The organism is Pseudomonas sp. Root562 (assembly GCF_001427125.1).
Classification (GTDB): Bacteria; Pseudomonadota; Gammaproteobacteria; order Pseudomonadales; family Pseudomonadaceae; genus Aquipseudomonas.
Genome location: NZ_LMGK01000024.1, coordinates 80,263 through 104,254 on the forward strand (window position 1 = coordinate 80,263; position 23,992 = coordinate 104,254).

Consider the following 23,992-nt stretch of genomic DNA (forward strand, 5'->3'; position numbering starts at 1 on the left):
CGCAGCAGTCGCTAACAGGCGATCTCGGTAAGTCTGACACTACGCGGCGCCTGGTTTTAGGGGTGCCTCGCACCCCAGCGGGAGCAAGCTCCCTCGCCACAGTGGTCCGAGCCAGCCTGATCTACTCGCTGTCCAGGCCTTTACGCCGATAAGGAAACACGTCGATCACCTTCCCCGCCCGAATGGCCTCTTGCAGGCTTTTCCAGTAATCGGCGTTGTACAACTCGCCATGCAAACGATCGAACAGCTTGCGTTGTCCGGAATCGGCAAACAGAAACGGCGGAAACTCTTCGGGGAAAACATCCAGCGGCCCGATCGAGTACCACGGTTCGGACGCCATTTCGTCTTCCGGGGTCCGCGGTTGCGGGATGTGGCGGAAATTGGCTTCGGTCAGGAAACAGATTTCGTCGTAGTCGTAGAACACCACGCGGCCGTGACGGGTGACGCCGAAGTTTTTCAGCAGCATGTCACCGGGAAAAATGTTCGCCGCCGCCAATTGCTTGATCGCCAGGCCGTAATCTTCCAATGCCTCGTGTACCTGCGCTTCGTTGGCGTTTTCCAGGTACAGGTTCAGCGGGGTCATGCGGCGTTCGGTCCAGCAGTGGCGGATCAGCACCGTGTCGCCTTCCACTGACACCGTCGATGGCGCGACTTCAAGCAACTCTTCCAGGCACGCCGGATCGAACTTGCTCAACGGGAAACGGAAGTCGGCAAACTCCTGGGTATCGGCCATGCGCCCGACGCGGTCGACGCTTTTCACCAGGCGGTACTTTTCGATCACCGTGGCGCGGTCGACGTTTTTCGACGGCGAAAACCGGTCCTTGATGATTTTGAACACGGTGTTGAACCCGGGCAGGGTAAACACGCTCATCACCATGCCGCGTACGCCGGGGGCCATGATGAATTGGTCGTCGGTGTTGGCCAGGTGATTGATCAACGCCCGGTAGAACTCGGACTTGCCGTGCTTGTAGAAACCGATCGAGGTGTACAGCTCGGCGATGTGCTTGCCCGGCAGGATGCGCTTGAGGAAGCCGATGAACTCCGCCGGAACCGGCACATCCACCATGAAGTACGAACGGGTGAACGAGAAGATGATCGACACGTCCGCTTCGTCGGTGATCAGCGCATCGATCTGGATGCCGCGCCCCTCAAGGTGCAGCAGCGGGATTGCCAGCGGCCATTGCTCATCGGCGGTGTAGATGCGCCCGACCAGGTAGGCGCCCTTGTTGCGGTACAGCACCGAGGAAAACAGTTCGACGCTCAGGTCCGGGTCCTTGCACACCCAGTCCGGGAGGTTCTCGCGCAGTTGTGCTTCGAGACGCTTCAGGTCGCCGGGCAAGTCGGCGTATTCCTCGCTGAAACGGTAGTCGGCAAAGATGCTCGCAAGCATCCCGGACAACTGTCCCTGAGGCTTGTAGGTGCGGGTTTGCGCAGCACGAGCCCGGCGCAGGCTTGGCCGGGTGGTGTGGATGAACATGCAGCCATCGCTGATCAGGTCATGGCTGAACAGGCCGCAGAAAATCGAGTTGTACCAGGTTTCGGACAGTTCATCGTCGAAGCGCAAGTCGATCAGACTGATGTAAGCGCTTTTCACCAGTGGCCAGCAACTGACGTCCAGTGTGTCGGGGTCAAAGGCAGTGCGCAGGCGGCCCACCGTTTCACTGACCTTTTCTTCGTACAGGTTGATCCGCGCGGCCGACGCCGCCTGCGCCTCCTGCCACTTGGCCTGTTCGAAGCGCGCCCGGGCGCCGTCGGTGATCTGGCGAAAATGCTCGCGGTAATCGTCAAAGCCATCGAGGATCAAGCGGGCGATGTCGGCGGCTGGCCATTGCTGCGGCATGGTGAGACCTCTGCGGGAATTCGTGAGCCCTGAGCTTAGCCAGTGAAGCGGGTGCAGGAGAAGCGTAATTTTCCGGGCGCCATGGGATTGAGGCGCTTGAGAGTTCTCTGCTCGTTTTCCGGTTGCCATCGATCAGGCGCTCGGCAACACTCTCGTCCCCAACAAGGAAGGAATGTGCTGTGAACCCTGTCGATTTGTTCCGATTACTGTCGCTTGCGGCCATTTGGGGTGCGAGCTTCCTGTTCATGCGCATCATTGCGCCGGTGATCGGCAGCCTTCCTACCGCTTTTTTCCGCGTCTCGATCGCCGCTGCCGGACTGCTGGTGATCCTCGGGCTGATGCGCATCAGTTGGGATTTCAAAGGCAAACTCAAAACCGTGATGCTGCTCGGGGTGATCAACTCCGGCATTCCGGCGACGCTCTATTCGGTGGCCGCGCAGGTGCTTCCGGCCGGCTATTCGTCGATTTTCAATGCCACCACACCGTTGATGGGCGTGCTGATCGGCGGCCTGTTTTTTCATGAAAGGCTCACTGGCGCCAAGCTCGGCGGCGTATTCCTCGGGTTGTTCGGCGTGGGCGTGCTGACCCGTGCCGGTCCAGTGGCGTTCGATATGGAACTGCTGATGGGAGCCGTCGCCTGCCTGCTCGCAACCACTTGCTACGGATTTGCCGGGTTTCTGGCCCGCCGTTGGCTGGATCAGGCCGGCGGTCTGGACAGCCGTTTGTCGGCGCTGGGCAGCATGCTGGGGGCGACGTTGTTCCTGCTGCCGCTATTTGGCTACAGCGTGATCAGCCAACCACCCGCCAGCTGGGGCGGTTGGAGTGTCTGGCTATCATTGCTGGGATTGGGCCTGGGATGCACGGCGTTTGCGTACATCATTTACTTCCGCCTCCTGAGTTCGGTTGGCCCGGTAAAGTCGATGACCACGACCTTCCTGATTCCGCTGTTCGGCGTGTTGTGGGGAGCGTTGTTCCTGGATGAGCCGCTGTCCATGGCGCATGTCTATGGCGGCTTGTTGATTGCGGTGGCGTTGTGGCTGGTGTTGAAGCCCACAGTGATGAAGGGCGCTGTGGTGGCGGCCAAGTAGATTTGTAGTGCGGCTGATGACGCCATCGCTGGCAAGCCAGCTCCCACAGGGTTCAGTGCCAAGCACAAATCATGTGCACGACACCCATCACTGTGGGAGCTGGCTTGCCAGCGATGGCGTCAGTTCAGACACTACAAGGCCGAAGCACTCACCTCCCCATCCACCAGCCGCCGAATCCCCAGCGGATTGCTGTTCTGCAACGCCTCGGGCAACAACGCATCCGGATAATTCTGGAAGCACACCGGTCGCAGGAAGCGGTCGATGGCCAGCGTGCCCACCGACGTGCCCCGCGAGTCGGAAGTCGCCGGATACGGCCCGCCATGCACCATCGCCTCACACACTTCGACCCCGGTCGGATAACCGTTAAGCAGGATCCGCCCGACTTTCTCTTGCAGCATTTCAGCCAGCCAACGGTACTCCAACAACTCGTCCGGCTCGCCGATCAACGTCGCCGTCAATTGCCCGCGCAGGCCGTGCAACGCTGCCGCCAACTGCGCGCGATCTTCAACTTCGATGACGATGGTGGTCGGCCCGAACACCTCCTCCTGCAACAATTCATCGCCCTTGAGCAACAGGCTGACATCGGCCTTGAACACTTGCGGCTGCGCCTGATTGCCCTGTTGCGGCTTGCCGGCCACATGCGTCAGGCCCGGATGTTCGTGCAATTCGCCAAGACCTCGACCGTAACTGGCCAGGGCACCGACGTTGAGCATGGTTTGTGGCGGTTGATGGTTCATGCTCGCGCAGAAGGTTTGCAGAAACAGGCTGAACTGCGGCGAGCGAAGGCCGATGACCAATCCTGGATTGGTGCAGAACTGGCCACAGCCCAGCGTCACTGAAGCGGCCAGTTGTGCGGCGATCTGTTCGCCGCGCACCGCCAATGCTTCGGGCAGCAGGAATACCGGGTTGATGCTCGACATTTCGGCAAACACCGGGATCGGCTGCGGCCGGGTGGCGGCCATATGGCTCAAGGCATTGCCACCCTTGAGCGAACCGGTGAAGCCCACCGCCTGGATCGCCGGATGCTTGACCAGCCATTCGCCGACGCCACCGCCATAAATCATGTTGAACACGCCCGCGGGCATTTCCGTGCGTTCGGCGGCACGGATGATCGCGTCCGCTACCCACTCGGCGGTTGCCATGTGCCCGCTGTGAGCCTTGAACACCACCGGGCAACCGGCGGCGAGCGCCGAAGCGGTGTCACCGCCAGCCGTGGAAAACGCCAGCGGAAAGTTGCTCGCGCCGAACACCGCTACCGGTCCCAGGGCGATGCGGTACTGACGCAGATCCGGGCGTGGCAAGGGCTGGCGATCAGGTAACGCGCGGTCGATGCGCGCGCCGTAGAAATCACCGCGTCGCAACACCTTGGCAAACAGGCGCAACTGGCCGCTGGTTCGCCCGCGCTCACCCTGGATACGTCCGACAGGCAAGGCGGTTTCTCGGCAGACGGTGGCGACGAAGTCATCGCCCAATGCATCGATTTCATCGGCGATTGCATCGAGAAACTTCGCGCGCTTTTCCGCGCTCAGGTTGCGGTAGATCGGGTACGCCGCCGCGGCGGCTTTGGCGGCGGCATCCACTTCGGCTTCCGATGCTTGAAAGAAATGGCCGGGCAAGGGCTCGCCGGTGGTCGCATCGAGGCTTTGCAGTTGCAAGGTGCCGTTGGCGCTGCGACGGCCGCCGATGTAGTTGTGTCCGAGAAGCGTGGTCATAAGAGATTTCCTGAACGATTTGCAGGAACGGGTACGCGACCTGTGGGAGCCGGCTTGCCGGCGATGGCATCCGAAAAATCGGTGCAGGGCTTGAGGGCCAATCGCTGGCAAGCCAGCTTCCGCAGGTTCGTCGGATTTTCCCGATCCTTGTCAGAGGGTGCGCACCTGCCCGATGCCCAACGGCTGGGCACTTTCGCCGATACCGTTGACCAGCGGCGCGCCGAACTCATCGAGGCTGATCTGAAAACGATCCCCGGGCTGGGTCTTCACACCGTCGGCGAATGACAGGGTAGCGGTGCCGAAGTAATGCACATGAACATCGCCGGGACGCAAAAACTGCGCGTATTTGAAGTGATGGAATTCGAGGTTGGCCAGGCTGTGGCACATGTTGTCTTCGCCGCTGAGAAATTCCTTCTCCCAGATCGTTTCGCCATTGCGTTTGATGCGGCTGGTGCCGACCAGGTGCTTGGGCAGCTCCCCAACGCGCAATTCCGGACCGTAGGAGCAACTGCGCAACTTCGAGTGGGCGAGGTACAGGTAATTGCGCCGTTCCATGACGTGGTCGGAGAACTCATTACCCAATGCATAACCGACCCGATACGGCAGGCCATCGTCGCCAATCACGTACAGGCCGGTCAGCTCCGGCTCTTCGCCGGCATCTTCGGCGAACGGCGGCACCGGGAAGTCCGCGCCGGGGCGCACGACAATACTTCCGTCGCCCTTGTAGAACCATTCCGGTTGCGCACCGACCTGCCCCGCTGCGGGCTTGCCGCCCTCAAGGCCCCACTTGAAGATGCGCATGGTGTCGGTCATGCCGGCTTCGACCGCACCGTCGTGCTGGTGCATTTTGTCCCGCGCCGAGGCGCTGCCCAGATGCGTCAGACCGGTGCCGCTGATCAGGCAATGCGCCGGGTCTTCATGGTCCAGTGGTGGCAGGACTTTTCCTTGTTGCAACAGCTGTGCGTAATCCGGGCCCGGCGCTGTACCGCGCGAGGCGACTTCTTCTTGCAGGCTGCGCTTGCCGCGGATCGCTGCAAGTGCCAGTTCACGGGTGTTGCGGGTGCCCTGAAGCACTTGGACTTGTGCCCCGTCGACGAGTCCGACCTGGCGTTCCCCGGCGGCGTTTTCGAATTGAATCAGGCGCATGGTGGCCCTCCAGAAAGTCAGGGTGGGCGCCGCTGAGTGACGGCGCCTGCAGGTCACTCGATGATGTTGAAGTCGCTCAGGTATTCATCGGAGATTTCCAGGCCCAGGCCCGGCTTGTGGTCATCGAGCTGGATGTAGCCGTTGACCGGTTGCGGCTCGCCTTTGAACACGTAGTAGAACAGTTCGTTGCCGACTTCGACGTCGAACACCGGGAAGAACTCGGCCATCGGCGAGGCGGTGGTAGACATGGTCAGGTGATAGTTGTGCATCTGCCCGGCGTGAGGGATCACCGGCACCGACCAGGCTTCGGCCATGGCGTTGATCTTGCGCGCAGCGGTGATGCCGCCGACGCGGTTGGTGTCGTACTGGATCACGTCGACGGCGCGGCGTTCCAGCAAGTCCTTGAAACCGTAGGAGGTGAATTCGTGCTCGCCGCCGGAGATCGGCATGATCCCCATTTTTTTCAGTTCGATGTAGCCTTCGATGTCATCGGCGATCACCGGCTCTTCCAGCCAGCGCGGTTCGAATTCGGCCAGCTTCGGCAACATGCGACGTGCGTATTCCAGGGTCCAGCCCATGTAGCATTCGAGCATGATGTCGACGTCAGGGCCGGCCAGTTGGCGCAGGGCACGCACTTGTTCGATGTTGCGACGCATGCCCGCCGGGCCGTCTTTCGGACCGTAGCCGAAGCGCATCTTCAGCGCGGTGAAACCCTGATTCAGATAGCCTTGGGCTTCTTCGAGGAACAGGTCGAGGTTGTCGTTGGCGTAGAGCTTGGAGGCGTAGGTCCAGATCTTTTCCTTGGTGCGCCCGCCAAGCAACTTGAACACCGGTTTGTTGACGGCTTTGCCCATGATGTCCCAGATGGCGATGTCGATCGCCGAGATCGCCGCCATGCCGATACCTTTGCGCCCCCAGGCGTGGCTCTGGCGGTACATTTTCTGCCAGATGTATTCGTTGTCGAACGGGTCTTCGCCGATGGCGATCGGGGCCAGGTAGGTGTCGATGATTTCCTTGGCCACACGGGGTGCCAGGGCGCAGTTACCGATGCCGACAAGACCGGTGTCGGTCTCGACTTCCACCACCAGCCAGCCGTGGAAACGGAACGAGCCCATGGCGTCGCCGCGCTCGAACAGGATGTCGCTGGCGTTGGTGCAGAAGTGCGCTTGCGGTGGAACGACTTTGCCTTTCCACTCGAATACGCGGGTACGGATCGCTTTGATTTTCATGAATACAGTTCCTTGGGCTGTCGGCTTCTTGTCATTGTCAGTCGTGTGCACAGCGCCTTTTCTGGGAGGGCTCCGGCATTCGATGGGGCGACTTTAGCCAGCGTGCGGGGACTGCGGATAATCACTTATGCGTATCCGGCGATAACCAGGGGTGATCACATAAAGGATTTTGTAGCGAGGAAGGGTTATCGAACCGGCACGCAAAAAACTATGGGAGCGGGCTTGCCCGCGATGGCGTCTGGTCAGTCACATGAGCTGTAACTGACAGACCGCTATCGCGGGCGAGCCCGCTCCCACAGGGAGTTCAGGTTGTTGGAAAAAGTGGATCAGTAGCTGTTGGCGCCCATCCGGCAAGCAATCTCGAACGCCTGGCGCGTGGCGCCGACATTGGCCTTGCCCTGCCCTGCAATATCAAACGCAGTGCCATGGGCCGGAGTGGTGATCGGGATTGGCAAGCCGCCCTGCACCGTCACGCCACGGGAGAAGCCCATCAACTTGATCGCGATCTGGCCCTGGTCGTGGTACATGGTGACAACCGCGTCGAAGGCACTGGCATCGCCCTGTACCTTCAAGAAAATCGTGTCCCCGGGATACGGCCCTTCCGCTGCAATGCCCAGTGCCTGCGCCGAGCGCACCGCCGGGCCGATGATGTCCAGTTCTTCGCGGCCGAACGAGCCGTTGTCGCCGTTGTGCGGGTTCAGGCCGCAAACGCCGATGCGCGGTTTCTCCAGGCCGTTGCGCTTGAGCGCGGTATCGATCAATTGAATCGCTTCCACCACCCGCTCCTGGCTGAGCAGGCCCGAGACCTCGGCCAGGGCCACGTGGGACGTCACCCGTGAAGTCCACAGATTGTCGAGCACGTTGAATTCGCAAAACGGTCCGTGGAAATCCAGCAACTCGGCAAACCAGTGCAATTCGTCGTTGTGCGCCATACCGGCCATGTGCAGTGAGGTCTTGTTCAGGGGGCCGAACAGGATCGCATCGGTAGTCCCCGCTTCGGTCAGGCGCAGGGCCTGTTCCAGCGTGTCGAGGCTGTAGCGACCGCCAATCACACTGGCTTCGCTGCGCGGAAATTCGCCGATCGCGTCGCCGCGAAAGTCGTAAAAAAGTGGCGTCTCATCAACGAACGATAGCTGCTCAAGTGACTCTACCCGGCGATAGGGGAATTCCACGGCGGCGATGCGCATGCCGCGACGCATTTCCGCTTCGTCGGCGATCAGGATCACGTTGGCCTTGTTGCGTACTTCCGGTTCGGCCAGCAGACGTGCAATCAACTCCGGGCCAATGCCCGCTGGGTCTCCGAGAACCATGGCAATTGTGGTTTTTTTCATGCTTCACTCCTCAAGGGTTCAGGCCACGCTGGGACGAGCCATGGCACGAACCTCTTTTATTGTTCTTGTATGGGACATCATTAGCCTCCCACATGCGGCATTGCTGAGTACTATCAAAGGCCTGGTGATAACCGTCTAATCAAAACTTGAAATAAGGCGATAGCCTCGGGTTATGTCATGTGCCGATTCCATTGCGAGCAGGCTCACCCCTGCAATAACTTCAGCCTCGTTTTACAAGCTATAACCCCAGGCTATCGGTGTATGTATTGTTTTGACTAGACGCGGCGACAACACCTTCCCACACTCAGGACCAGGCTTGCGGCTTCACTGCGCAGACAAGTCACTTATAACAAATACAAAAACGAGGCTCTTCCATCATGCGAAATGCATTCGTCCGTCGCACATCCCGTCTGTTTCTTGGCTGCACCCTGGTCGCCGCTGGCGCGCTTCCTGCTCTTGCTCAGGCCGCCTGGCAACCGGACAAGAACGTCGAAATCGTCGTTGCCGGTGGCCCCGGTGGCGGCACCGACCAACTCGGTCGCCTGATACAGTCGATCATCACCACCCACAAGCTGCTCGACGTCAACACCATCGTTCTCAACAAGGGCGGCGGCAACGGTGCCGAAGCGTTCCTCGACATGAAGATGAACAAAGGCGATGCCGAGAAACTGGTGATCGGTACCAACAACATTTACCTGCTGCCGCTGGTGTCCAAGCTCGGCTATCAATGGCAGGAACTGACCCCGATTGCCGCCGTGGCCGAAGATGACTTCATTCTCTGGAGCTACAAAGGCGCGCCGTGGAAAGACGCGAAAGGTTTCTACGAAGCGGCCAAGGCTGATCCATCGAAACTGCGCATGGGTGGCAGCCAGTCCAAGGACGTCGACCAGACCCTGACCCTGCTGCTCAATCAGACCAACAACAGCAAACTGGTGTACATCCCGTTCAAGAGCGGCAGTGAAGCCGCCACCCAACTGGCTGGCAAACACATCGCCGCCAACGTCAACAACCCCAGCGAAAGCATCAGCCAGTGGCGTGGCGATCAGGTAGAACCACTCTGCGTCTTCAGTAAGGAGCGCATGGGCTATACCGAAAAAGTCGCCGGCGACAAATCCTGGGCCGACGTACCGACCTGTCATGAGCAAGGCCTGGGTATCGACCAGTATCGCTTCCCACGCACCGTGTTCATGCCCGGCGATGTCAGCGCTGAACAACGGGCGTTCTATGTCGAGCTGATGCGCAAAGTCACCCAGACTGATGAGTTCAAGGCTTACGTCAAACAGAACGCGCTGGTGCCGACGTTCCTCGAAGGCGAACCGTTGACCGCCTACATCGAAAAAGACACCGCCCGCGTCACTCCGGTGTTCAAGGAAGCCGGCTGGCTGAAAAACTGAAGTTGCCAGGGCCGCTCGCTCAAGGGCGGCCGTCACCTGCTGGAGGTGTTTGATGTCCCATTCTTCGGATTCACCGGCGCTGGTCGGCACCCGTTGGGTCGAACTCGGCCTGACGCTGTTCACCACCCTGATCGGCGCCGTGGTGATGTTCGGCAGTGTCGAACAAGGCATCGGTTGGGGTGATGCCGGCCCCGAGCCGGGTTATTTCCCTTTCTACATCGGCCTGCTGCTGAGCGCCGCCAGCGTCGCCAATGGCGTGTTGACGCTGGTGCGCTGGCACGCCTTGAGCGTGGCCTTCGTCAATCGCGATGCCTTCAAGCAAGTGATGTCGGTGTTTGTACCGATTGCGCTGTTCGTGGCTGCCATGCCGTTCACCGGTATCTACCTGGCATCGGCGGCGTTCATTGCCTGGTTCATGTGGCGTGACAAAGTCCGTGCAAAACCGTACGGCAAATGGATGATCGCCAGCGTGTCCCTCGGCGCGGTACTTGCCAGCTATCTGATTTTCGCGCTGTGGTTCAAGGTCCCGCTGGATGCCGGTCCGATGGGCGACTGGATTGCCCTGGCCGGGAGAAACTTCAAATGAGCGAATTCGATTCCCTGTTGCAAGGCATGAACCTGATCCTGACCCCGGGCCACATTGGCCTGATGGTGGTCGGCGTTTTGCTGGGCATCCTGGTCGGTGTGTTGCCCGGTCTTGGCGCCCCCAACGGCGTGGCACTGTTGCTGCCATTGACCTTCACCATGTCGCCCGTGTCGGCGATCATTCTGCTGTCGTGCATGTATTGGGGCGCGCTGTTTGGCGGCTCGATCACCTCGATCCTGTTCAACATCCCCGGTGAACCCTCATCGGTGGCGACCACCTTCGACGGCTACCCGATGGCCCGTGAAGGCCGCGCTGCCGAAGCGTTGACCGCCGCGTTCAGTTCGGCCCTGATCGGTGCCTTGTGCGGCGTGTTGCTGCTGACGTTCCTGTCGACGAAAATCGCCGCGTTCGCCATGTCCTTCAGCTCACCGGAGTTCTTCGCGGTGTACCTGCTGGCGTTCTGCACTTTCATTGGCATGAGCAAGAACCCGCCACTGAAAACGGTGGTGGCGATGATGATCGGTTTCGCCATGGCGGCCGTGGGCATGGACACCGTTTCGGGCAACCTGCGCCTGACGTTCGACCAGCCGATCCTGATGACCGGGATCAGTTTTGAGGTGGCGGTGATCGGCCTGTTCGGCATCGGCGAAATCCTCTGCACCGTAGAGGAAGGTTTGGTGTTCCGCGGTGAACACGCACGTATTACGCCGATGGTGATCTTGCGCACCTGGGCGAAATTGCCACGCTACTGGTGGACTATTGTGCGCAGCACCCTGGTCGGTTGCTGGATGGGCATCACCCCCGGCGGCCCGACGGCGGCATCGTTCATGAGCTACAGCCTGGCACGGCGCTTTTCGAAGAACCGCGAGAACTTCGGCAAAGGCGAAGTCGAAGGCGTGATCGCCCCGGAAACCGCCGACCACGCCGCCGGCACCAGCGCGCTGCTGCCGATGCTGACCCTGGGGATTCCAGGTTCGGCCACGGCGGCGGTAATGCTCGGCGGCTTGATGATCTGGGGCCTGCACCCCGGGCCGACGCTGTTTGTCGAACAACATGACTTCGTCTGGGGCCTGATCGCCAGCATGTACCTGGGCAACGTGGTCAGCCTGATCGTGGTGTTGGCCACTGTGCCGCTGTTCGCCTCGATCCTGCGCATTCCGTTTTCGATCATCGCGCCGATCATCATCATGGTCTGTGCCATCGGCGCGTACTCGGTGCACAACTCGTTCTTCGACGTCGTACTGATGCTGGGCTTCGGTGCGCTGGGTTACCTGTTCAAGAAACTCGGCTACCCTATTGCGCCGCTGGTGCTGGCGGCGGTTTTGGGAGACAAGGCCGAAGATGCATTCCGTCAGTCGATGCTGTTCTCTGACGGGCAACTGGGGATTTTCTGGTCCAACCCATTGGTCGGCAGCCTGACCACTGCAGCGCTGCTGATGCTGTTCTGGCCGTTGATATCCAAGGCGCTGGGCACGCTGTTGGGCTTGCGCAAATCCCACGTCGCCAAGGCAAAATCGGTGCTGTGACACAGCAAAGCTGGCAACGCCTGACATTTGTTGTCAGGCTTGCCGCAGACTTTTCTGCGAGCGCAGCCCATGACCCGAATTCCTGTTGCCAATGTCATCCATAGTCGACTGCGTCTGCGCCAACTGCGCCTGATGCTGGCGTTACAGGAATTCGGTTCGCTGCGCCGCGCCGCCGATCACATCGGCATGACCCAACCCGCTGCCACCAAAATGCTCCACGAAGCCGAGGACTTGCTCGGTGTCGAGTTGTTCGAACGCCTGCCCCGCGGCATGCGCTCCACCCCGTTCGGGGAAACCGTCATTTACTACGCGCGCATGGTCTTCGCCGAACTCAGCGGCATGCGCGAAGAACTGGTCGCACTTGAATCCGGCAATCTGGGCCGGGTGGCAGTCGGCGCGATCCCGGCACTGGCTTCGGGATTGCTGACACGCACCATCGCGACCTTGAAACAAAGCCATCCACGCTTGTCGATGAGCATTCAGGTCGACACCAGCGACGTGCTGGTGCAGGCGCTGTTGCAGGATCAACTGGACGTCGTATTGGGGCGGATCCCGGTCGGCGCACGTGCCGAAGAACTGTTGTTCGACAGCCTTGGCGAAGAAGCCCTGTGCGTGATCGCCGGTGCGCAAAACCCATTGGCGAAGGAGACGCAACTGAGCTGGGCCGAGTTGCAGAACATGACCTGGGTCTTGCAACAGCACCCGAGCCCGATGCGCGCGATCATCAATCAGGTGTTCCACAATGCCCGGGTCGATATCCCGAGCAGCATCGTCGAAACCACCTCGATCATGACCTTGCTGTCGTTGATTCAACAAACCGACATGCTCGGCGTCACACCACTGTCGGTGGTCGAGGATTATCCCGGCCGCGACCTGCTGGCTGTGTTGCCGATCAAATTCGAAGCACGCTTGCCACCGTATGGATTGATCACACGACGTCATCGCATCCAGTCATCGGCGATGCAGGCGTTCATGAATTCGGTAAGGGCCGAGCATGCGTTGAGCAAATGACGGGCAGAGCAAATGGGGTTGAGCCTGCTCGTGTGAAATCATTGAAGGACACGGTTTGCAATGACTTGGTCAAAAGGCCAGTAACGACAGGTGGGAAGGTACTACCTAGGATTGGGAGCTGTAACGCCCAACGACGGGGAATGGAATGCAAGAGAGCACATGCCAAGGGAAAGGACTCATCTTCGGTATCAGCTGTACAAGTCGCAGGCCAGAAAGCTCGTTGGCGCCAGCATTGCCCAACTGCCACTCGAACTGGAACGGCTCAGCCCTTCCGCTCGCGACTTGTCAAAAGTGCGTTTTGAGCCAATTGACACATCAGCGCTGAAAGCTTTTGAGCAATGGGAAGATCCGCACTTTTCGTGGAATGAAGTCATTGGATGGAAGGCCCGAGAGCCGTTGGCTTTGGATATTGCCATCTGGTTCGGGGAAGAACTGTGCGGGATGTGTATCGCAAACCCGAACAAAAGCAGACATCGAATCCGGATCGTGCGACTGGAGGGACGCCCAGGCGTGTTGCACCCGTTGAAAAAACGTATTGCCGCTCTGTCCCTGACTGTTATCGAACAATATGCCCTGATAATCGGCAGCAGGATTATCGAGGTTCAGGAACCGTTGGCAGGTGCAGTATCGACCTATCAGCGGCTCGGTTTTGAGTTCGATGGCGAAGGGCGACTTGTCAAATCATTGGAGAGCCTTGTATTGTGAAATCTGCTCAAGAAACGACCAATACTGGAGGGTGCATGCGTAAAGTAGCAAAAAAATCCCCCACGCTGAAAAGCTCATCGTCAGCAAAGAACCGGCTCGCAGCTGTTGCACTGACAGCCAGCCAGCGCCAACTGCTGCAGCTCGTCGTTGCAGGTATCGAAGACGAACCGGACGGCGTCCTCGCTGGCGAGTCATTCAGGTTTTCGCAATAAAAAAACCGCTCAGAGAGAGCGGTTTTTTATTGCAGGCAATCACCCGAACAACCAGTACCCCAACACCATCAGCACCACCACCGCCAACACCGGGCGCAGGGCTCGGTAGGCCTTGGGATTACCGCGTTTCCACTGTTTGACTGCCCCGCTGAATGTGTCGCTGAAGCGCTTGCTCCAGGCATACGCCTGATTGATACCGCCTACCCGTTCGTCATCGAGGTTCTGCGGTGCGGTGGCGCGGCCCAGAAAAGCACTGATCGAACGGTTGATGCGGGTCATCAATCGGTTGCTTAACGGTCGCTCGATATCGCAGAACAGGATGACGCGAGTCTTGTCGGTCTCGTTCTTCACCCAATGCACATAAGTCTCGTCGAACATCACGTCCTCACCGTCGCGCCAGGCGTACTCCTGACCGTCGACGAAGATGCGGCAGTCATCGGAGTTCGGGGTGGACAGGCCCAGGTGATAACGCAGGGAACCGGCGAATGGATCACGGTGCGGGTTGAGGTGACTGCCGCCTGGCAGAAGCGCAAACATCGCGCCCTTGACGTTGGGAATGCTGCTGACCAGTTCCACTGTTTTCGGACATAGCAGCTCTGCCGAAGGTAATGGTTTGTCGTACCACTTGAGATAGAAACGCTTCCAGCCTTTCTTGAAGAACGATCCAAATCCGGCGTCGTTGTTTTTCTCCGCAGCGCGGATGTAACCCTCGTCGAACAGGTCCATCGCTTCGTCGCGAATGACTTCCCAGTTGTCCTTGAGACAATCCAGCTCGGGAAACCGGCTGCGGTCCAGATAAGGTTTCGAAGGCACGCTGGAAAACAGATACATCAGGGCGTTATAAGGGGCAAAGAGGGCCGAGTGGTTGACGAACTGGCGCAGGACCGGCAAACGCGCCTTGCCACGTAAATGCACATAGAGGGTACTGCCCAGAAACAGCAGCAACAACGACGCCTTCGCGGCAAAGGAAAAGGTCATCAACAGCTCCTTGGTGACAGACACGTTACACAACGCCATTTACCCGACGTTGCTGCTGGCATGATAAACATGACCAACCAAGGGAAAAACCCGCCGGCCCCGACATTCAGTGTTAACGATTACGCAACAAAGCACTTGTTAACACGCAGGGCCTGAACGCTGGCTGACGACCATCAGCCTCGATGGAGAAGGCCTATGCCCCTTCTCCATCCTCACCCGAACGAAAGCGGTTTACTGCTGGTTCTCCTGGTCGGTAAACAGATCGCTGAACAACATGCTCGACAAGTAGCGCTCCCCAGAGTCCGGCAGGATCACCACGATGGTTTTGCCCTGCATTTCCGGGGTTTCGGCCAACCTCACCGCTACCGCCATCGCCGCACCGCAGGAGATACCGCACAGAATGCCTTCCTCCTGCATCAGACGCAGGGCCATGGCCTTGGACTCTTCGTCGCTGACCAGCTCGACGCGATCAACCATCGACAAGTCGAGGTTCTTCGGCACGAAACCGGCACCAATTCCCTGGATCTTGTGCGGGCTCGGCTTGATTTCCTGACCGGCCATCAACTGAGTGATCACCGGCGAAACGACCGGTTCGACCGCCACCGAGAGAATCGGTTTGCCCTGGGTATTCTTGATATACCGCGACACACCGGTAATGGTTCCACCGGTTCCTACACCTGCCACCAGAACATCCACCGCGCCATCCGTGTCATTCCAGATTTCCGGACCGGTGGTTTTTTCATGGATGGCCGGGTTTGCCGGGTTATCGAATTGTGCCGGCATGAAATACGTGGACGGATCGCTCGCGACGATTTCCCCGGCCTTTTCAATGGCACCCTTCATGCCTTTGGCCGGCTCGGTCAGTACCAGTTCGGCCCCCAGTGCCTTGAGCACCTTGCGGCGTTCGATGCTCATGGATGCCGGCATGGTCAGCATCAGTTTGTAGCCCCGCGCGGCGGCGACAAATGCCAGGCCAATACCGGTGTTACCGGAAGTCGGTTCGACAATGGTCATGCCCGGCTTGAGTTTGCCGGTGCCTTCGGCATCCCAGATCATGTTGGCGCCAATCCGGCATTTGACCGAGTAACCGGGATTTCGCCCTTCGATCTTGGCCAGGATGGTCACACCGCGAGGGGCAATACGGTTGATTTGAACCAGCGGCGTATTGCCGATGGAATGGGCGTTGTCAGCAAAAATACGGCTCATGGCTGGGTCCTTACGACAGCATTGAAATAGGGCATCAAGGTAAGCCTCTTGCCGGTAGGCGTCCAGTCGGGTCGAACGTCCAGACGCCAGTGCAGTCAATGGCTTTAGATCGCCAGAGATTTGCCACTATGAAACGTCGATACAGCTGGCCGCTATGGACCCTCGCCGGCCTTGTTGTGCTGCTGATTGTCCTGCATTTCGCACTGCCCTACCTGGTGCGTGACTACTTGAACGACCGGTTGGCAGACATGGGTGATTATCGCGGCCAGATTACCGACGTGGACCTGGCCTTGTGGCGTGGCGCCTACAAAATCAACGGGCTGAAAATCGTCAAGGTCGATGGCAAGGTACCGGTACCCTTCGTCAATGCGCCGTTGATCGACCTCTCTGTCAGCTGGCACTCGCTCTGGCACGACCATGCGGTCGTCGCCGAAGTCCAGTTCATCAAACCCGAAGTGAACTTCGTCGACGGTGGCGCCAACAAGAAGAACTCTCAGACCGGCCAGGGCACCGACTGGCGGGCGCAGCTGGGCAAACTGTTGCCCATCACCTTGAACGAAGTGCGGATCCGGGACGGCAAAATCAGTTTCCGTAACTTCAATTCAAAACCTCCGGTGAACATGAATGCCACCAATGTCGACGCGAGCATTTTCAACCTGACCAACGTGGTCGACACCGAAGGCAAACGCGACGCACGGTTCGAAGGCAAGGCGTTGCTGCTGGGGCACGCACCGCTTGAAACCACTGCGACCTTCGATCCAATGAGCAATTTCGAGGAGTTTGAATTCCGCATGCGAGCCAGGAAAATCGAGCTCAAACGCATGAATGACTTTGCTTCTGCCTATGGCAAGTTCGACTTCAATGCCGGCCATGGCGATGTGGTGATCGAAGCCGAAGCGAACAAAGGCCGGCTCAAGGGCTACATAAAGCCGCTGTTGCGCGACGTCGATGTATTCAACTGGCAACAAGACGTGGAAAACGAAAAAAAAGGCCTGTTCCGATCAGTCTGGGAAGCGCTGGTGGGCGGTACCGAAACCGTGCTGAAGAATCAGGGTAAAAACCAGTTCGCCACCCGGGTCGAACTCAGCGGCAGCGTGCACCAGCAAGATATCAGCGCTTTCGAAGCGTTTTTGCAGATTTTGCGCAATGGTTTCATCCAGGCATTCAATGCGCGCTACGAGCGATCGAAGCCGGATAGCGATTAACGCTTACGCGTGACGATGTAGCGGCCGTTTTCCTCGGCTGCCCTGGGGCTTTTCGATTGCAGTTGCAAATAATCCCAGCCCAGACACGCCAAAGCCAGAGAACGTGGCACCGCCTCGCGACCGCTGCTGTAGCGGCTGATACTGCGGCTGCTAACTCCCAGTGCCTCGGCGGCCTGATTGAGTGACAAGCCGGTGCGTGCACGCCAGTCGATAAAAATGCGGGTATTTTCATCCGACGCATTTTGCGCGAGAGCATCCAGATACAAGGTATCGGCGCCAATCTGAATGTCCTGCTCGGGCCATTCGACGAACCAGCCGTCATCCCCCAGCACGACCTGTTCAAAAGCACTTCCCAACAGCGGTTGTAGCCCCGCAAAGGCTTGCAGGTCTTGGCTCAAATCCAGAATCAATTGCTGACCGTCAATGAAGGTCAGGGCCATCCGGTAATCCGGCAAAGCCTGAACCGCCGACAATCGTGGTCGTTTCATGGGTAACATTGTTTCCAATCCTCCAGCAATTGCGCCTGATGAGCCCTGACCCATTGCTGCGCCTCCTTGATAATCAGCGGCGGTGCCTTGCCCGCCATCACTTCGATGGTTTCCAGGCTCAACATCACATCCAGCCCGCCACCGACCAGGTGGACGTGAGGTGGCGGATGATCCTTTTCGCGCAACTGAATGCGATAGGTATCTCGAAACCGATATCTGGTAGACATGCATCGCAAGCTATCGCCATTGTGGCGATAGCTCAATACTGGCCAGCCGCCGAGACTGAGTCAAGATGTGACGCCCCATTCAGAGACTGAATAAGCCGTCTGCGTTCACAGTCGACCGGGCAGCGCGTTATAGTCGGGGCTGACTATTTTATTGCGCCCCGCCCTGCCTCTTCAGGTCGGCGTTACCGTTCGAGGATTAGCAGATGAAGTTCGAAGGCACCCAGGCCTACGTCGCCACCGATGACCTGAAGCTGGCGGTCAACGCCGCCATCACCCTGGAGCGGCCATTGCTGGTCAAGGGCGAACCGGGCACCGGCAAGACCATGCTCGCCGAACAACTGGCCGAATCCTTTGGCGCCAAGCTGATCACCTGGCACATCAAATCCACCACCAAGGCTCATCAAGGCCTTTACGAGTACGACGCGGTGAGCCGTCTGCGCGACTCGCAACTGGGCAACGAAAAGGTCCACGACGTCCGTAATTACCTGAAAAAAGGCAAGCTCTGGGAAGCCTTCGAGTCCGACGAACGGGTGATCCTGCTGATCGATGAAATTGACAAGGCCGACATCGAATTCCCTAACGATCTGCTGCAAGAACTCGACAAGATGGAGTTCTACGTTTACGAGATCGACGAGACCATCAAGGCGAAAAAGCGTCCGATCATCATCATTACCTCCAACAACGAAAAAGAGCTGCCGGACGCTTTCCTGCGTCGCTGCTTCTTCCACTACATCGCCTTCCCGGACCGCAGCACCCTGCAGAAAATCGTCGACGTGCACTACCCGGACATCAAGAAAGACCTGGTCAGCGAAGCGCTGGATGTGTTCTTCGATGTGCGCAAGGTGCCGGGGCTGAAGAAGAAGCCATCGACCTCCGAACTGGTGGACTGGTTGAAGCTGCTGATGGCCGACAACATCGGCGAAGCGGTGCTTCGCGAACGCGATCCGACCAAGGCTATCCCGCCGCTGGCCGGTGCCTTGGTAAAGAACGAACAAGACGTGCAATTGCTTGAACGTCTGGCGTTCATGAGTCGTCGCGGCAGCCGCTAAGCACTACTGAACAGGCGTCAACCCATGTTGCTCAATCTCTTCAATGAAATGCGCGCAGCCAAGGTGCCGGTCTCGGTACGCGAGCTGCTTGACTTGATCAACGCGCTGAAACAGCGCGTGACCTTCGCCGACATGGACGAGTTCTACTACTTGTCCCGGGCGATCCTGGTGAAGGACGAAAAGCATTTCGACAAGTTCGACCGGGCCTTCGGTGCTTACTTCAATGGCCTGGAAAAGCTCGACGACCACCTGCAGGCCTTGATTCCGGAAGACTGGCTGCGCAAGGAGTTCGAGCGCTCGCTGACCGATGAAGAGCGCGCCGCGATCCAGTCCCTCGGTGGCCTGGACAAGCTGATCGAAGAGTTCAAGAAACGCCTGGAAGAACAGAAGGAACGCCATGCCGGTGGCAACAAATGGATCGGCACCGGTGGCACCAGCCCGTTCGGTTCCGGTGGTTTCAACCCGGAAGGCATTCGGGTCGGCGACGCCGGCAAGCGCCAGGGCAAGGCGGCCAAGGTCTGGGACCAGCGTGAATACAAGAACCTGGACGATTCGGTCGAGTTGGGCACCCGCAACATCAAGGTCGCCCTGCGAAGGTTGCGCAAGTTCGCTCGCCAGGGCGCGGCAGAAGAGCTGGACATCGATGGCACCATCGACCACACCGCCAAGGACGCGGGGTTGCTGAACATCCAGATGCGACCGGAGCGGCGCAACACCGTCAAGTTGCTGCTGCTGTTCGATATCGGCGGTTCGATGGATGCGCACGTGAAGATCTGCGAAGAGCTGTTCTCGGCCTGCAAGACCGAGTTCAAGCATCTGGAGTACTTCTACTTCCACAACTTCATTTATGAATCGGTGTGGAAGAACAACATGCGCCGCACGTCCGAGCGCACCTCGACCATGGACCTGCTGCACAAGTACGGCGCCGACTACAAAGTGATCTTCATCGGCGACGCCGCCATGGCGCCGTATGAAATCACCCAGGCCGGTGGCAGTGTCGAGCACTGGAACGAAGAAGCCGGTTATGTGTGGATGCAGCGGTTCAAGGAAAAGTACAAGAAACTCATCTGGATCAACCCGTACCCGAAGGACACCTGGGGCTATACCTCATCGACCAATATTGTGCGGGACTTGATCGATGACCAGATGTATCCGCTGACCTTGCGCGGGTTGGAGGAAGGAATGCGGTTTCTTTCCAAGTGATTTGTGTTGCCTGGTCTGACGCCATCGCGGGCAAGCCCGCTCCCACAATGATTTGTGTTGTTCATAAATTTTGTGAACAACGTTCAACCCTGTGGGAGCGGGCTTGCCCGCGATGCTTTTAGCGGCTCAAAAACCGCTGTAAATACTCGACCTGTTCCCGATGCGCCACCTCCTGCACCACCGGCTTCAACCGCACCTGCCCCCCCGGCAGACACTGCGCCAATCGTGCCAGCGCCAACGGCGTCAACGCCCCCAATCGCGGATACCCACCAATGGTCTGCCGGTCATTGAGCAATACAATCGGCTGCCCGTCCGGCGGTACCTGGACCGCCCCCAGCGGAATGCCTTCGGAGATCATCGGTTTGCCCTGGTACTGCAACGCCGTGCCCAACAGGCGAATGCCCATGCGGTCGGCGCGGCTGTCGAGGCTCCATGCGTTGTTGAACGCATCGAACAGGCTTTGTCCGCTGAATTGGCCGATCTGCGCGCCGATGACCAGGTCCAAAGGAGCCTCGAGACTCAGGTCCGGCCGCTGGCCTGCGGTCAATTCCCGCAACAACATCACTGAATTGCCCGAATAGCTCAAACTCGCGCCTTTGGTCAGCGCGTGGCCCATGCCGTCCAGCCCGCCGAGCGCCTCACGGACCACTGTCGCGCTGCTGCCCAACACCTTCGGCGCATCGAACCCGCCCGGTGCGGCCAGATAGGCCCGCGCACCGAGCAATGGCTGAGCGAATTGCAAACGCTGACCTTTGTTCAGCCGGAAACTGCGCCAAGGGGCCAACGCCTCACCATTGATGCGTGCACCGAGGTCCGCTCCGGCCAACGCCAATACACAATCTTCTTCGGCCACAACAGTGAACCCGCCAAGGGTGATTTCAATCACCGCGGCATCCAGCGCGTTACCCAGCAACCAATTGGCCCAGGACATCGAACGCCAATCGGCGGCGCCACCCTGGGTCACGCCCAGATGCCTCACACCGAAACGGCCGGCGTCCTGCAACAGACACAACGGCGTACTCGCCTCAATCGTCAACTGGCTCATGCCTGGGCCTCCAGAGGCGTATCGTCCCCGCCCAGATTGATGAATTCGGCATGACCGACAGCTTCAAAGCGCACCGTATCTCCCGGTTGCATCAGGCTGTAGCCGTCACGGTTGCGGTCGAACAATCGGGCGGGCGTGCGGCCGATCAGATTCCAACCACCCGGCGACACCACCGGATAGGCTGCCGTTTGTCGCTCGGCAATGCCGACACTGCCGGCGGCGACTTTCTTGCGCGGGGTGTTCAGGCGCGGTGCGGCCAGCACCTCTTCCACCAGCCCCATGAAAGCGAAGCCGGGGGCAAAGCCCAAGGCGAACACCTGATACTCACGCTCGCTGTGACGCCGGATCACCTCCTCCACTGCCAAGCCGCTGCGTTGCGACAACAGCCTCAGCTCGGGGCCGACACTCAGGTCGTACCACACCGGCAACACGTGACAGGTGCCACGAGTGCGCGCGTTGGGCGACAGATCGATCAACGCTTCGGCGATCAATTCACGGGCCTGGGCCGGGCTCAATGCTGTCAGGTCGTAATGCACCATCAACGTTGTATAGGACGGCACAAGATCGATCAGATGCCCGGCAAACGCTGCCCGCAGACTTTCGCTGGCGGCGAGCATCCACGGCATGTTGGCTTCTGCGATCTCATCGAACAGACGCACCATCAGGCAATCCAGCGCGACCACTTCCACCCGCAGTTTCATGACGTGCTCTGCTGGTTCAGGGCTTGGCGGATCCGTTGCACCGCGGCCACCGAACTGGCGTTGTCGCCGTGCACGCAGAGGGTGTTGGCCTGCAGGTGCAAGGCGCTGCCGTCGCTGGCGGTGAGGTGTTCGCCACGGGCAATGGTCAGCGCCTGCCCGATGATTTTTTCCGGATCGTGATGCACCGCCCCCGGCAGTTGTCGCGAAACCAGCATGCCGGCGCTGTCGTAGGCACGGTCAGCGAAGGCTTCGAACCACAGGGTCACGCCATATTCATCACCCAGTTGCTGCGCGGCGCTATTGTCCCTGGTGGCCATCAACATCAACGGCAGGTCGCGGTCATAGGACGCCACAGCTTGCAGCACCGCACGCAATTGCGCCGGATTGGCCATCATGTCGTTGTACATCGCACCGTGGGGTTTGACGTAACTGACGCGTCCGCCCTGCGCCCGGCAGATACCATCAAGCGCACCGATCTGGTAATGCACAATATCCTGCAGTTCCTGGGTGGCGTAGGCCATGGAGCGCCGGCCGAACCCCACCAGGTCCTGATAGGCCGGATGGGCGCCGATCTGCACGCCATGGCTGAGCGCGAGGCTGACAGTCTTGCGCATGATGCTCGGATCACCGGCGTGAAAGCCGCAGGCGATGTTGGCGCAATCGATGAAAGGCATGACCTCGGCGTCCAGACCCATGGTCCAGTTACCGAAGCTCTCGCCGATGTCGCAGTTCAATAGCAGGCGGCTCACGGTGAACACTCCTGTAGGCTTTGTTCTTTTTGGCTGCGGGACATATCCGTATGACACGTCCGCAGATTATCAGTTACTGAGCGTCGAGTTGCTTGCCACGGGTTTCCGGCAGGCTCAAGGCTGCAAGGATCACCACGCCATAGGACACTGCCGCAAAGGCGCCGATGCCCACGCTCAGCGGCACGGTCTGGCTGAGCAGACCGATCAGCAGCGGGAACAACGCCGCCAGCGCCCGACCGATGTTGTAGCAAAAGCCCTGGCCGGAACCGCGAATGCGCGTAGGGAACAATTCGGTCAGGAACGCGCCCATGCCACTGAAAATCCCCGAGGCGAAGAACCCCAGCGGAAAGCCCAGCCACAGCATCACGCCGTTGCTGACCGGCAATTGGGTGTAAAGCAAAACGATGGTGAACGAGCCGACAGCGAACAGGATGAAGTTCTTTTTGCGGCCGAGGATGTCGGTCAGGTACGCGCTGATGACATAACCGACGTAGGACCCGACGATCACCATCGCCAGATACCCGCTGGTATTGAGCACGCTCAGACCGCGCTCGTTTTTCAGGAAGGTTGGCAGCCAGGACGTGATTGCGTAATAACCGCCCAGCGCGCCGGTGGTCAGTAACGAAGCGCGAATCGTGGTGAACAGTATGCCCGGAGCGAAGATCTCGTAGAACTTCGACGGATTGCTTGGCTCCTGCCTGGCTTTGGCTTCGCGGTAGATTTCCGGATCTTTCACCAGGCGACGGACGAAAATCACGAAAATCGCCGGCACGATGCCGAGGATGAACAGCGCGCGCCAGGCGTCTTCCGGCGGCAATACAGAGAACAGCAGCGCGTACAGGATCGCGGTCAGGCCCCAGCCCAGCGCCCAGCCCGATTGCACCATGCCCACGGCCTTGCCACGGTCCTTGGCGCGAATCACCTCGCCGATCAGCACCGCGCCCGCGGTCCATTCGCCACCGAAACCGAAGCCCATCAACGTACGGGCAATCAGCAGTTGTTCGTAGTTCTGCGCGAACCCGCAAAGGAAGGTGAAGAAGGCAAACCACAGGACGGTCAGTTGCAACGTTCGCACCCGGCCGATCCGATCGGAGAGAATCCCCGCGACCCAACCACCGATGGCGGACGCAATCAACGTGCTGGTGTGAATCAACCCGGCCTGGCCAGTTGTGATGCCCCACATGGCAATCAGGGTCGGCACCACGAAGCTGAGCATCTGGGTGTCCATGCCATCCAGGCCATAGCCGATCTTGCAGCTCCAGAAGGTGCGGCGTTCCTGCTGATTGATATTGCGATACCAGTCGAAAGGTCCCGGGCGAGCCGTGGCTTTCGCAATGGCGGGGGTGTCGGACGCACTCATG

The 23,992-nt window shown here is 59.3% G+C and carries 23 protein-coding genes; 10 read left to right on the forward strand and 13 right to left on the reverse strand.

All coding sequences use genetic code 11. From position 1 onward, the window contains the following. Positions 1 to 121: 121 nt before the first annotated feature. Entirely contained in the window at positions 122 to 1,840 is a 1,719-nt protein-coding gene (aceK, locus tag ASD60_RS21850; protein WP_056855970.1) for a bifunctional isocitrate dehydrogenase kinase/phosphatase, read from the reverse strand. A 179-nt stretch (positions 1,841 to 2,019) separates the two neighbouring features. On the opposite strand from aceK, the gene ASD60_RS21855 reads away from it, so the two are divergent. Then, positions 2,020 to 2,928 (forward strand): DMT family transporter, encoded by a 909-nt coding sequence (locus ASD60_RS21855; protein WP_056855971.1) that lies wholly within the window; start codon positions 2,020 to 2,022, stop codon positions 2,926 to 2,928. Between the two features lie 131 nt (positions 2,929 to 3,059). Here the strand turns inward: ASD60_RS21855 and ASD60_RS21860 are convergent, their stop codons facing one another. From ASD60_RS21860 to ASD60_RS21875, 4 genes are all read right to left on the reverse strand, one after another. After that, positions 3,060 to 4,640 (reverse strand): aldehyde dehydrogenase (NADP(+)), encoded by a 1,581-nt coding sequence (locus tag ASD60_RS21860; RefSeq protein WP_056855972.1) that lies wholly within the window; start codon positions 4,638 to 4,640, stop codon positions 3,060 to 3,062. 150 nt (positions 4,641 to 4,790) lie between these two features. Then, positions 4,791 to 5,786 carry an AraD1 family protein gene (gene araD1 / locus ASD60_RS21865; protein ID WP_056855973.1) on the reverse strand — a complete coding sequence of 332 codons (996 nt, stop codon included), beginning with the start codon at positions 5,784 to 5,786 and terminating at the stop codon, positions 4,791 to 4,793. A 53-nt stretch (positions 5,787 to 5,839) separates the two neighbouring features. Beyond that, positions 5,840 to 7,015 (reverse strand): L-rhamnonate dehydratase, encoded by a 1,176-nt coding sequence (locus ASD60_RS21870; RefSeq protein WP_056855974.1) that lies wholly within the window; start codon positions 7,013 to 7,015, stop codon positions 5,840 to 5,842. A gap of 326 nt (positions 7,016 to 7,341) precedes the next feature. Continuing rightward, positions 7,342 to 8,346 carry a 4-hydroxythreonine-4-phosphate dehydrogenase PdxA gene (locus ASD60_RS21875; RefSeq protein WP_056855975.1) on the reverse strand — a complete coding sequence of 335 codons (1,005 nt, stop codon included), beginning with the start codon at positions 8,344 to 8,346 and terminating at the stop codon, positions 7,342 to 7,344. 377 nt (positions 8,347 to 8,723) lie between these two features. Between ASD60_RS21875 and ASD60_RS21880 the strand changes: the two genes are divergently transcribed. From ASD60_RS21880 to ASD60_RS29205, 6 genes are all read left to right on the forward strand, one after another. Further along, on the forward strand, positions 8,724 to 9,740 hold the full coding sequence (locus ASD60_RS21880; protein ID WP_056855976.1) for a Bug family tripartite tricarboxylate transporter substrate binding protein: 1,017 nt from the start codon (positions 8,724 to 8,726) through the stop codon (positions 9,738 to 9,740). Positions 9,741 to 9,792: 52 nt separating this feature from the next. After that, positions 9,793 to 10,326, forward strand: coding sequence for a tripartite tricarboxylate transporter TctB family protein (locus ASD60_RS21885; RefSeq protein WP_056855977.1), 534 nt, complete (start codon positions 9,793 to 9,795; stop codon positions 10,324 to 10,326). Next, positions 10,323 to 11,852, forward strand: a complete 1,530-nt coding sequence (locus ASD60_RS21890) for a tripartite tricarboxylate transporter permease (RefSeq protein WP_056855978.1) — start codon at positions 10,323 to 10,325, stop codon at positions 11,850 to 11,852. The genes ASD60_RS21885 and ASD60_RS21890 overlap by 4 nt, the downstream gene beginning before the upstream one ends. A gap of 69 nt (positions 11,853 to 11,921) precedes the next feature. Next, the gene (locus ASD60_RS21895) at positions 11,922 to 12,863 is read left to right on the forward strand and encodes a LysR family transcriptional regulator (RefSeq protein WP_056855979.1); all 942 of its coding nucleotides are present in this window, start codon (positions 11,922 to 11,924) and stop codon (positions 12,861 to 12,863) included. 159 nt (positions 12,864 to 13,022) lie between these two features. Beyond that, positions 13,023 to 13,568, forward strand: a complete 546-nt coding sequence (locus tag ASD60_RS21900; RefSeq protein WP_056855980.1) for a hypothetical protein — start codon at positions 13,023 to 13,025, stop codon at positions 13,566 to 13,568. Positions 13,569 to 13,603: 35 nt separating this feature from the next. Continuing rightward, positions 13,604 to 13,780: a hypothetical protein gene (locus ASD60_RS29205; protein ID WP_177336597.1), complete on the forward strand. Its 177-nt coding sequence runs from the start codon at positions 13,604 to 13,606 to the stop codon at positions 13,778 to 13,780. A 39-nt stretch (positions 13,781 to 13,819) separates the two neighbouring features. On the opposite strand, the gene ASD60_RS21905 is transcribed toward ASD60_RS29205, so the two are convergent. Further along, a complete protein-coding gene (locus ASD60_RS21905) occupies positions 13,820 to 14,758 on the reverse strand; it encodes an aspartyl/asparaginyl beta-hydroxylase domain-containing protein (RefSeq protein ID WP_056855981.1) in 939 nt (312 codons plus the stop codon). Positions 14,759 to 14,989: 231 nt separating this feature from the next. Beyond that, the gene (cysK, locus tag ASD60_RS21910; RefSeq protein WP_056855982.1) at positions 14,990 to 15,964 is read right to left on the reverse strand and encodes a cysteine synthase A; all 975 of its coding nucleotides are present in this window, start codon (positions 15,962 to 15,964) and stop codon (positions 14,990 to 14,992) included. 98 nt (positions 15,965 to 16,062) lie between these two features. Between cysK and ASD60_RS21915 the strand changes: the two genes are divergently transcribed. After that, positions 16,063 to 17,169, forward strand: coding sequence for a DUF748 domain-containing protein (locus ASD60_RS21915; RefSeq protein ID WP_442966017.1), 1,107 nt, complete (start codon positions 16,063 to 16,065; stop codon positions 17,167 to 17,169). Here ASD60_RS21915 and ASD60_RS21920 read toward each other — a convergent pair. Then, on the reverse strand, positions 17,166 to 17,666 hold the full coding sequence (locus tag ASD60_RS21920; RefSeq protein ID WP_056855984.1) for a DUF2442 domain-containing protein: 501 nt from the start codon (positions 17,664 to 17,666) through the stop codon (positions 17,166 to 17,168). The two genes, ASD60_RS21915 and ASD60_RS21920, sit on opposite strands and share 4 nt — an antisense overlap. Continuing rightward, on the reverse strand, positions 17,654 to 17,884 hold the full coding sequence (locus ASD60_RS21925) for a DUF4160 domain-containing protein (protein WP_056855985.1): 231 nt from the start codon (positions 17,882 to 17,884) through the stop codon (positions 17,654 to 17,656). Before ASD60_RS21925 ends, ASD60_RS21920 begins: the two co-directional genes overlap by 13 nt. Before the next feature lie 203 nt (positions 17,885 to 18,087). On the opposite strand from ASD60_RS21925, the gene ASD60_RS21930 reads away from it, so the two are divergent. Continuing rightward, positions 18,088 to 18,933, forward strand: a complete 846-nt coding sequence (locus tag ASD60_RS21930; protein ID WP_056855986.1) for an AAA family ATPase — start codon at positions 18,088 to 18,090, stop codon at positions 18,931 to 18,933. Positions 18,934 to 18,957: 24 nt separating this feature from the next. Next, a complete protein-coding gene (locus tag ASD60_RS21935) occupies positions 18,958 to 20,136 on the forward strand; it encodes a vWA domain-containing protein (RefSeq protein ID WP_056855987.1) in 1,179 nt (392 codons plus the stop codon). A 118-nt stretch (positions 20,137 to 20,254) separates the two neighbouring features. Here ASD60_RS21935 and ASD60_RS21940 read toward each other — a convergent pair whose 3' ends face one another. The 4 genes from ASD60_RS21940 to ASD60_RS21955 form a co-directional block, all read right to left on the reverse strand. Then, positions 20,255 to 21,181: a biotin-dependent carboxyltransferase family protein gene (locus ASD60_RS21940; RefSeq protein WP_056855988.1), complete on the reverse strand. Its 927-nt coding sequence runs from the start codon at positions 21,179 to 21,181 to the stop codon at positions 20,255 to 20,257. Next, positions 21,178 to 21,882, reverse strand: coding sequence for a 5-oxoprolinase subunit B family protein (locus ASD60_RS21945; RefSeq protein ID WP_056855989.1), 705 nt, complete (start codon positions 21,880 to 21,882; stop codon positions 21,178 to 21,180). Before ASD60_RS21945 ends, ASD60_RS21940 begins: the two co-directional genes overlap by 4 nt. Next, entirely contained in the window at positions 21,879 to 22,631 is a 753-nt protein-coding gene (locus ASD60_RS21950; protein ID WP_056855990.1) for a 5-oxoprolinase subunit PxpA, read from the reverse strand. Before ASD60_RS21950 ends, ASD60_RS21945 begins: the two co-directional genes overlap by 4 nt. Positions 22,632 to 22,704: 73 nt before the next feature. Beyond that, on the reverse strand, positions 22,705 to 23,991 hold the full coding sequence (locus ASD60_RS21955) for an MFS transporter (protein WP_056855991.1): 1,287 nt from the start codon (positions 23,989 to 23,991) through the stop codon (positions 22,705 to 22,707). Between the last annotated feature and the right edge of the window lies 1 nt (position 23,992).

Coding starts and splice junctions, on each gene's coding strand:
- aceK (WP_056855970.1), bottom strand. CDS start 1,840: ATGCCGCAGCAATGGCCAGCCGCCGACATCGCCCGCTTGATCCTCGAT.
- ASD60_RS21860 (WP_056855972.1), bottom strand. CDS start 4,640: ATGACCACGCTTCTCGGACACAACTACATCGGCGGCCGTCGCAGCGCC.
- araD1 (WP_056855973.1), bottom strand. CDS start 5,786: ATGCGCCTGATTCAATTCGAAAACGCCGCCGGGGAACGCCAGGTCGGA.
- ASD60_RS21870 (WP_056855974.1), bottom strand. CDS start 7,015: ATGAAAATCAAAGCGATCCGTACCCGCGTATTCGAGTGGAAAGGCAAA.
- ASD60_RS21875 (WP_056855975.1), bottom strand. CDS start 8,346: ATGAAAAAAACCACAATTGCCATGGTTCTCGGAGACCCAGCGGGCATT.
- ASD60_RS21880 (WP_056855976.1), top strand. CDS start 8,724: ATGCGAAATGCATTCGTCCGTCGCACATCCCGTCTGTTTCTTGGCTGC.
- ASD60_RS21885 (WP_056855977.1), top strand. CDS start 9,793: ATGTCCCATTCTTCGGATTCACCGGCGCTGGTCGGCACCCGTTGGGTC.
- ASD60_RS21890 (WP_056855978.1), top strand. CDS start 10,323: ATGAGCGAATTCGATTCCCTGTTGCAAGGCATGAACCTGATCCTGACC.
- ASD60_RS21895 (WP_056855979.1), top strand. CDS start 11,922: ATGACCCGAATTCCTGTTGCCAATGTCATCCATAGTCGACTGCGTCTG.
- ASD60_RS21900 (WP_056855980.1), top strand. CDS start 13,023: ATGCCAAGGGAAAGGACTCATCTTCGGTATCAGCTGTACAAGTCGCAG.
- ASD60_RS29205 (WP_177336597.1), top strand. CDS start 13,604: ATGCGTAAAGTAGCAAAAAAATCCCCCACGCTGAAAAGCTCATCGTCA.
- ASD60_RS21905 (WP_056855981.1), bottom strand. CDS start 14,758: ATGACCTTTTCCTTTGCCGCGAAGGCGTCGTTGTTGCTGCTGTTTCTG.
- cysK (WP_056855982.1), bottom strand. CDS start 15,964: ATGAGCCGTATTTTTGCTGACAACGCCCATTCCATCGGCAATACGCCG.
- ASD60_RS21915 (WP_442966017.1), top strand. CDS start 16,063: ATGGCTTTAGATCGCCAGAGATTTGCCACTATGAAACGTCGATACAGC.
- ASD60_RS21920 (WP_056855984.1), bottom strand. CDS start 17,666: ATGTTACCCATGAAACGACCACGATTGTCGGCGGTTCAGGCTTTGCCG.
- ASD60_RS21925 (WP_056855985.1), bottom strand. CDS start 17,884: ATGTCTACCAGATATCGGTTTCGAGATACCTATCGCATTCAGTTGCGC.
- ASD60_RS21930 (WP_056855986.1), top strand. CDS start 18,088: ATGAAGTTCGAAGGCACCCAGGCCTACGTCGCCACCGATGACCTGAAG.
- ASD60_RS21935 (WP_056855987.1), top strand. CDS start 18,958: ATGTTGCTCAATCTCTTCAATGAAATGCGCGCAGCCAAGGTGCCGGTC.
- ASD60_RS21940 (WP_056855988.1), bottom strand. CDS start 21,181: ATGAGCCAGTTGACGATTGAGGCGAGTACGCCGTTGTGTCTGTTGCAG.
- ASD60_RS21945 (WP_056855989.1), bottom strand. CDS start 21,882: ATGAAACTGCGGGTGGAAGTGGTCGCGCTGGATTGCCTGATGGTGCGT.
- ASD60_RS21955 (WP_056855991.1), bottom strand. CDS start 23,991: ATGAGTGCGTCCGACACCCCCGCCATTGCGAAAGCCACGGCTCGCCCG.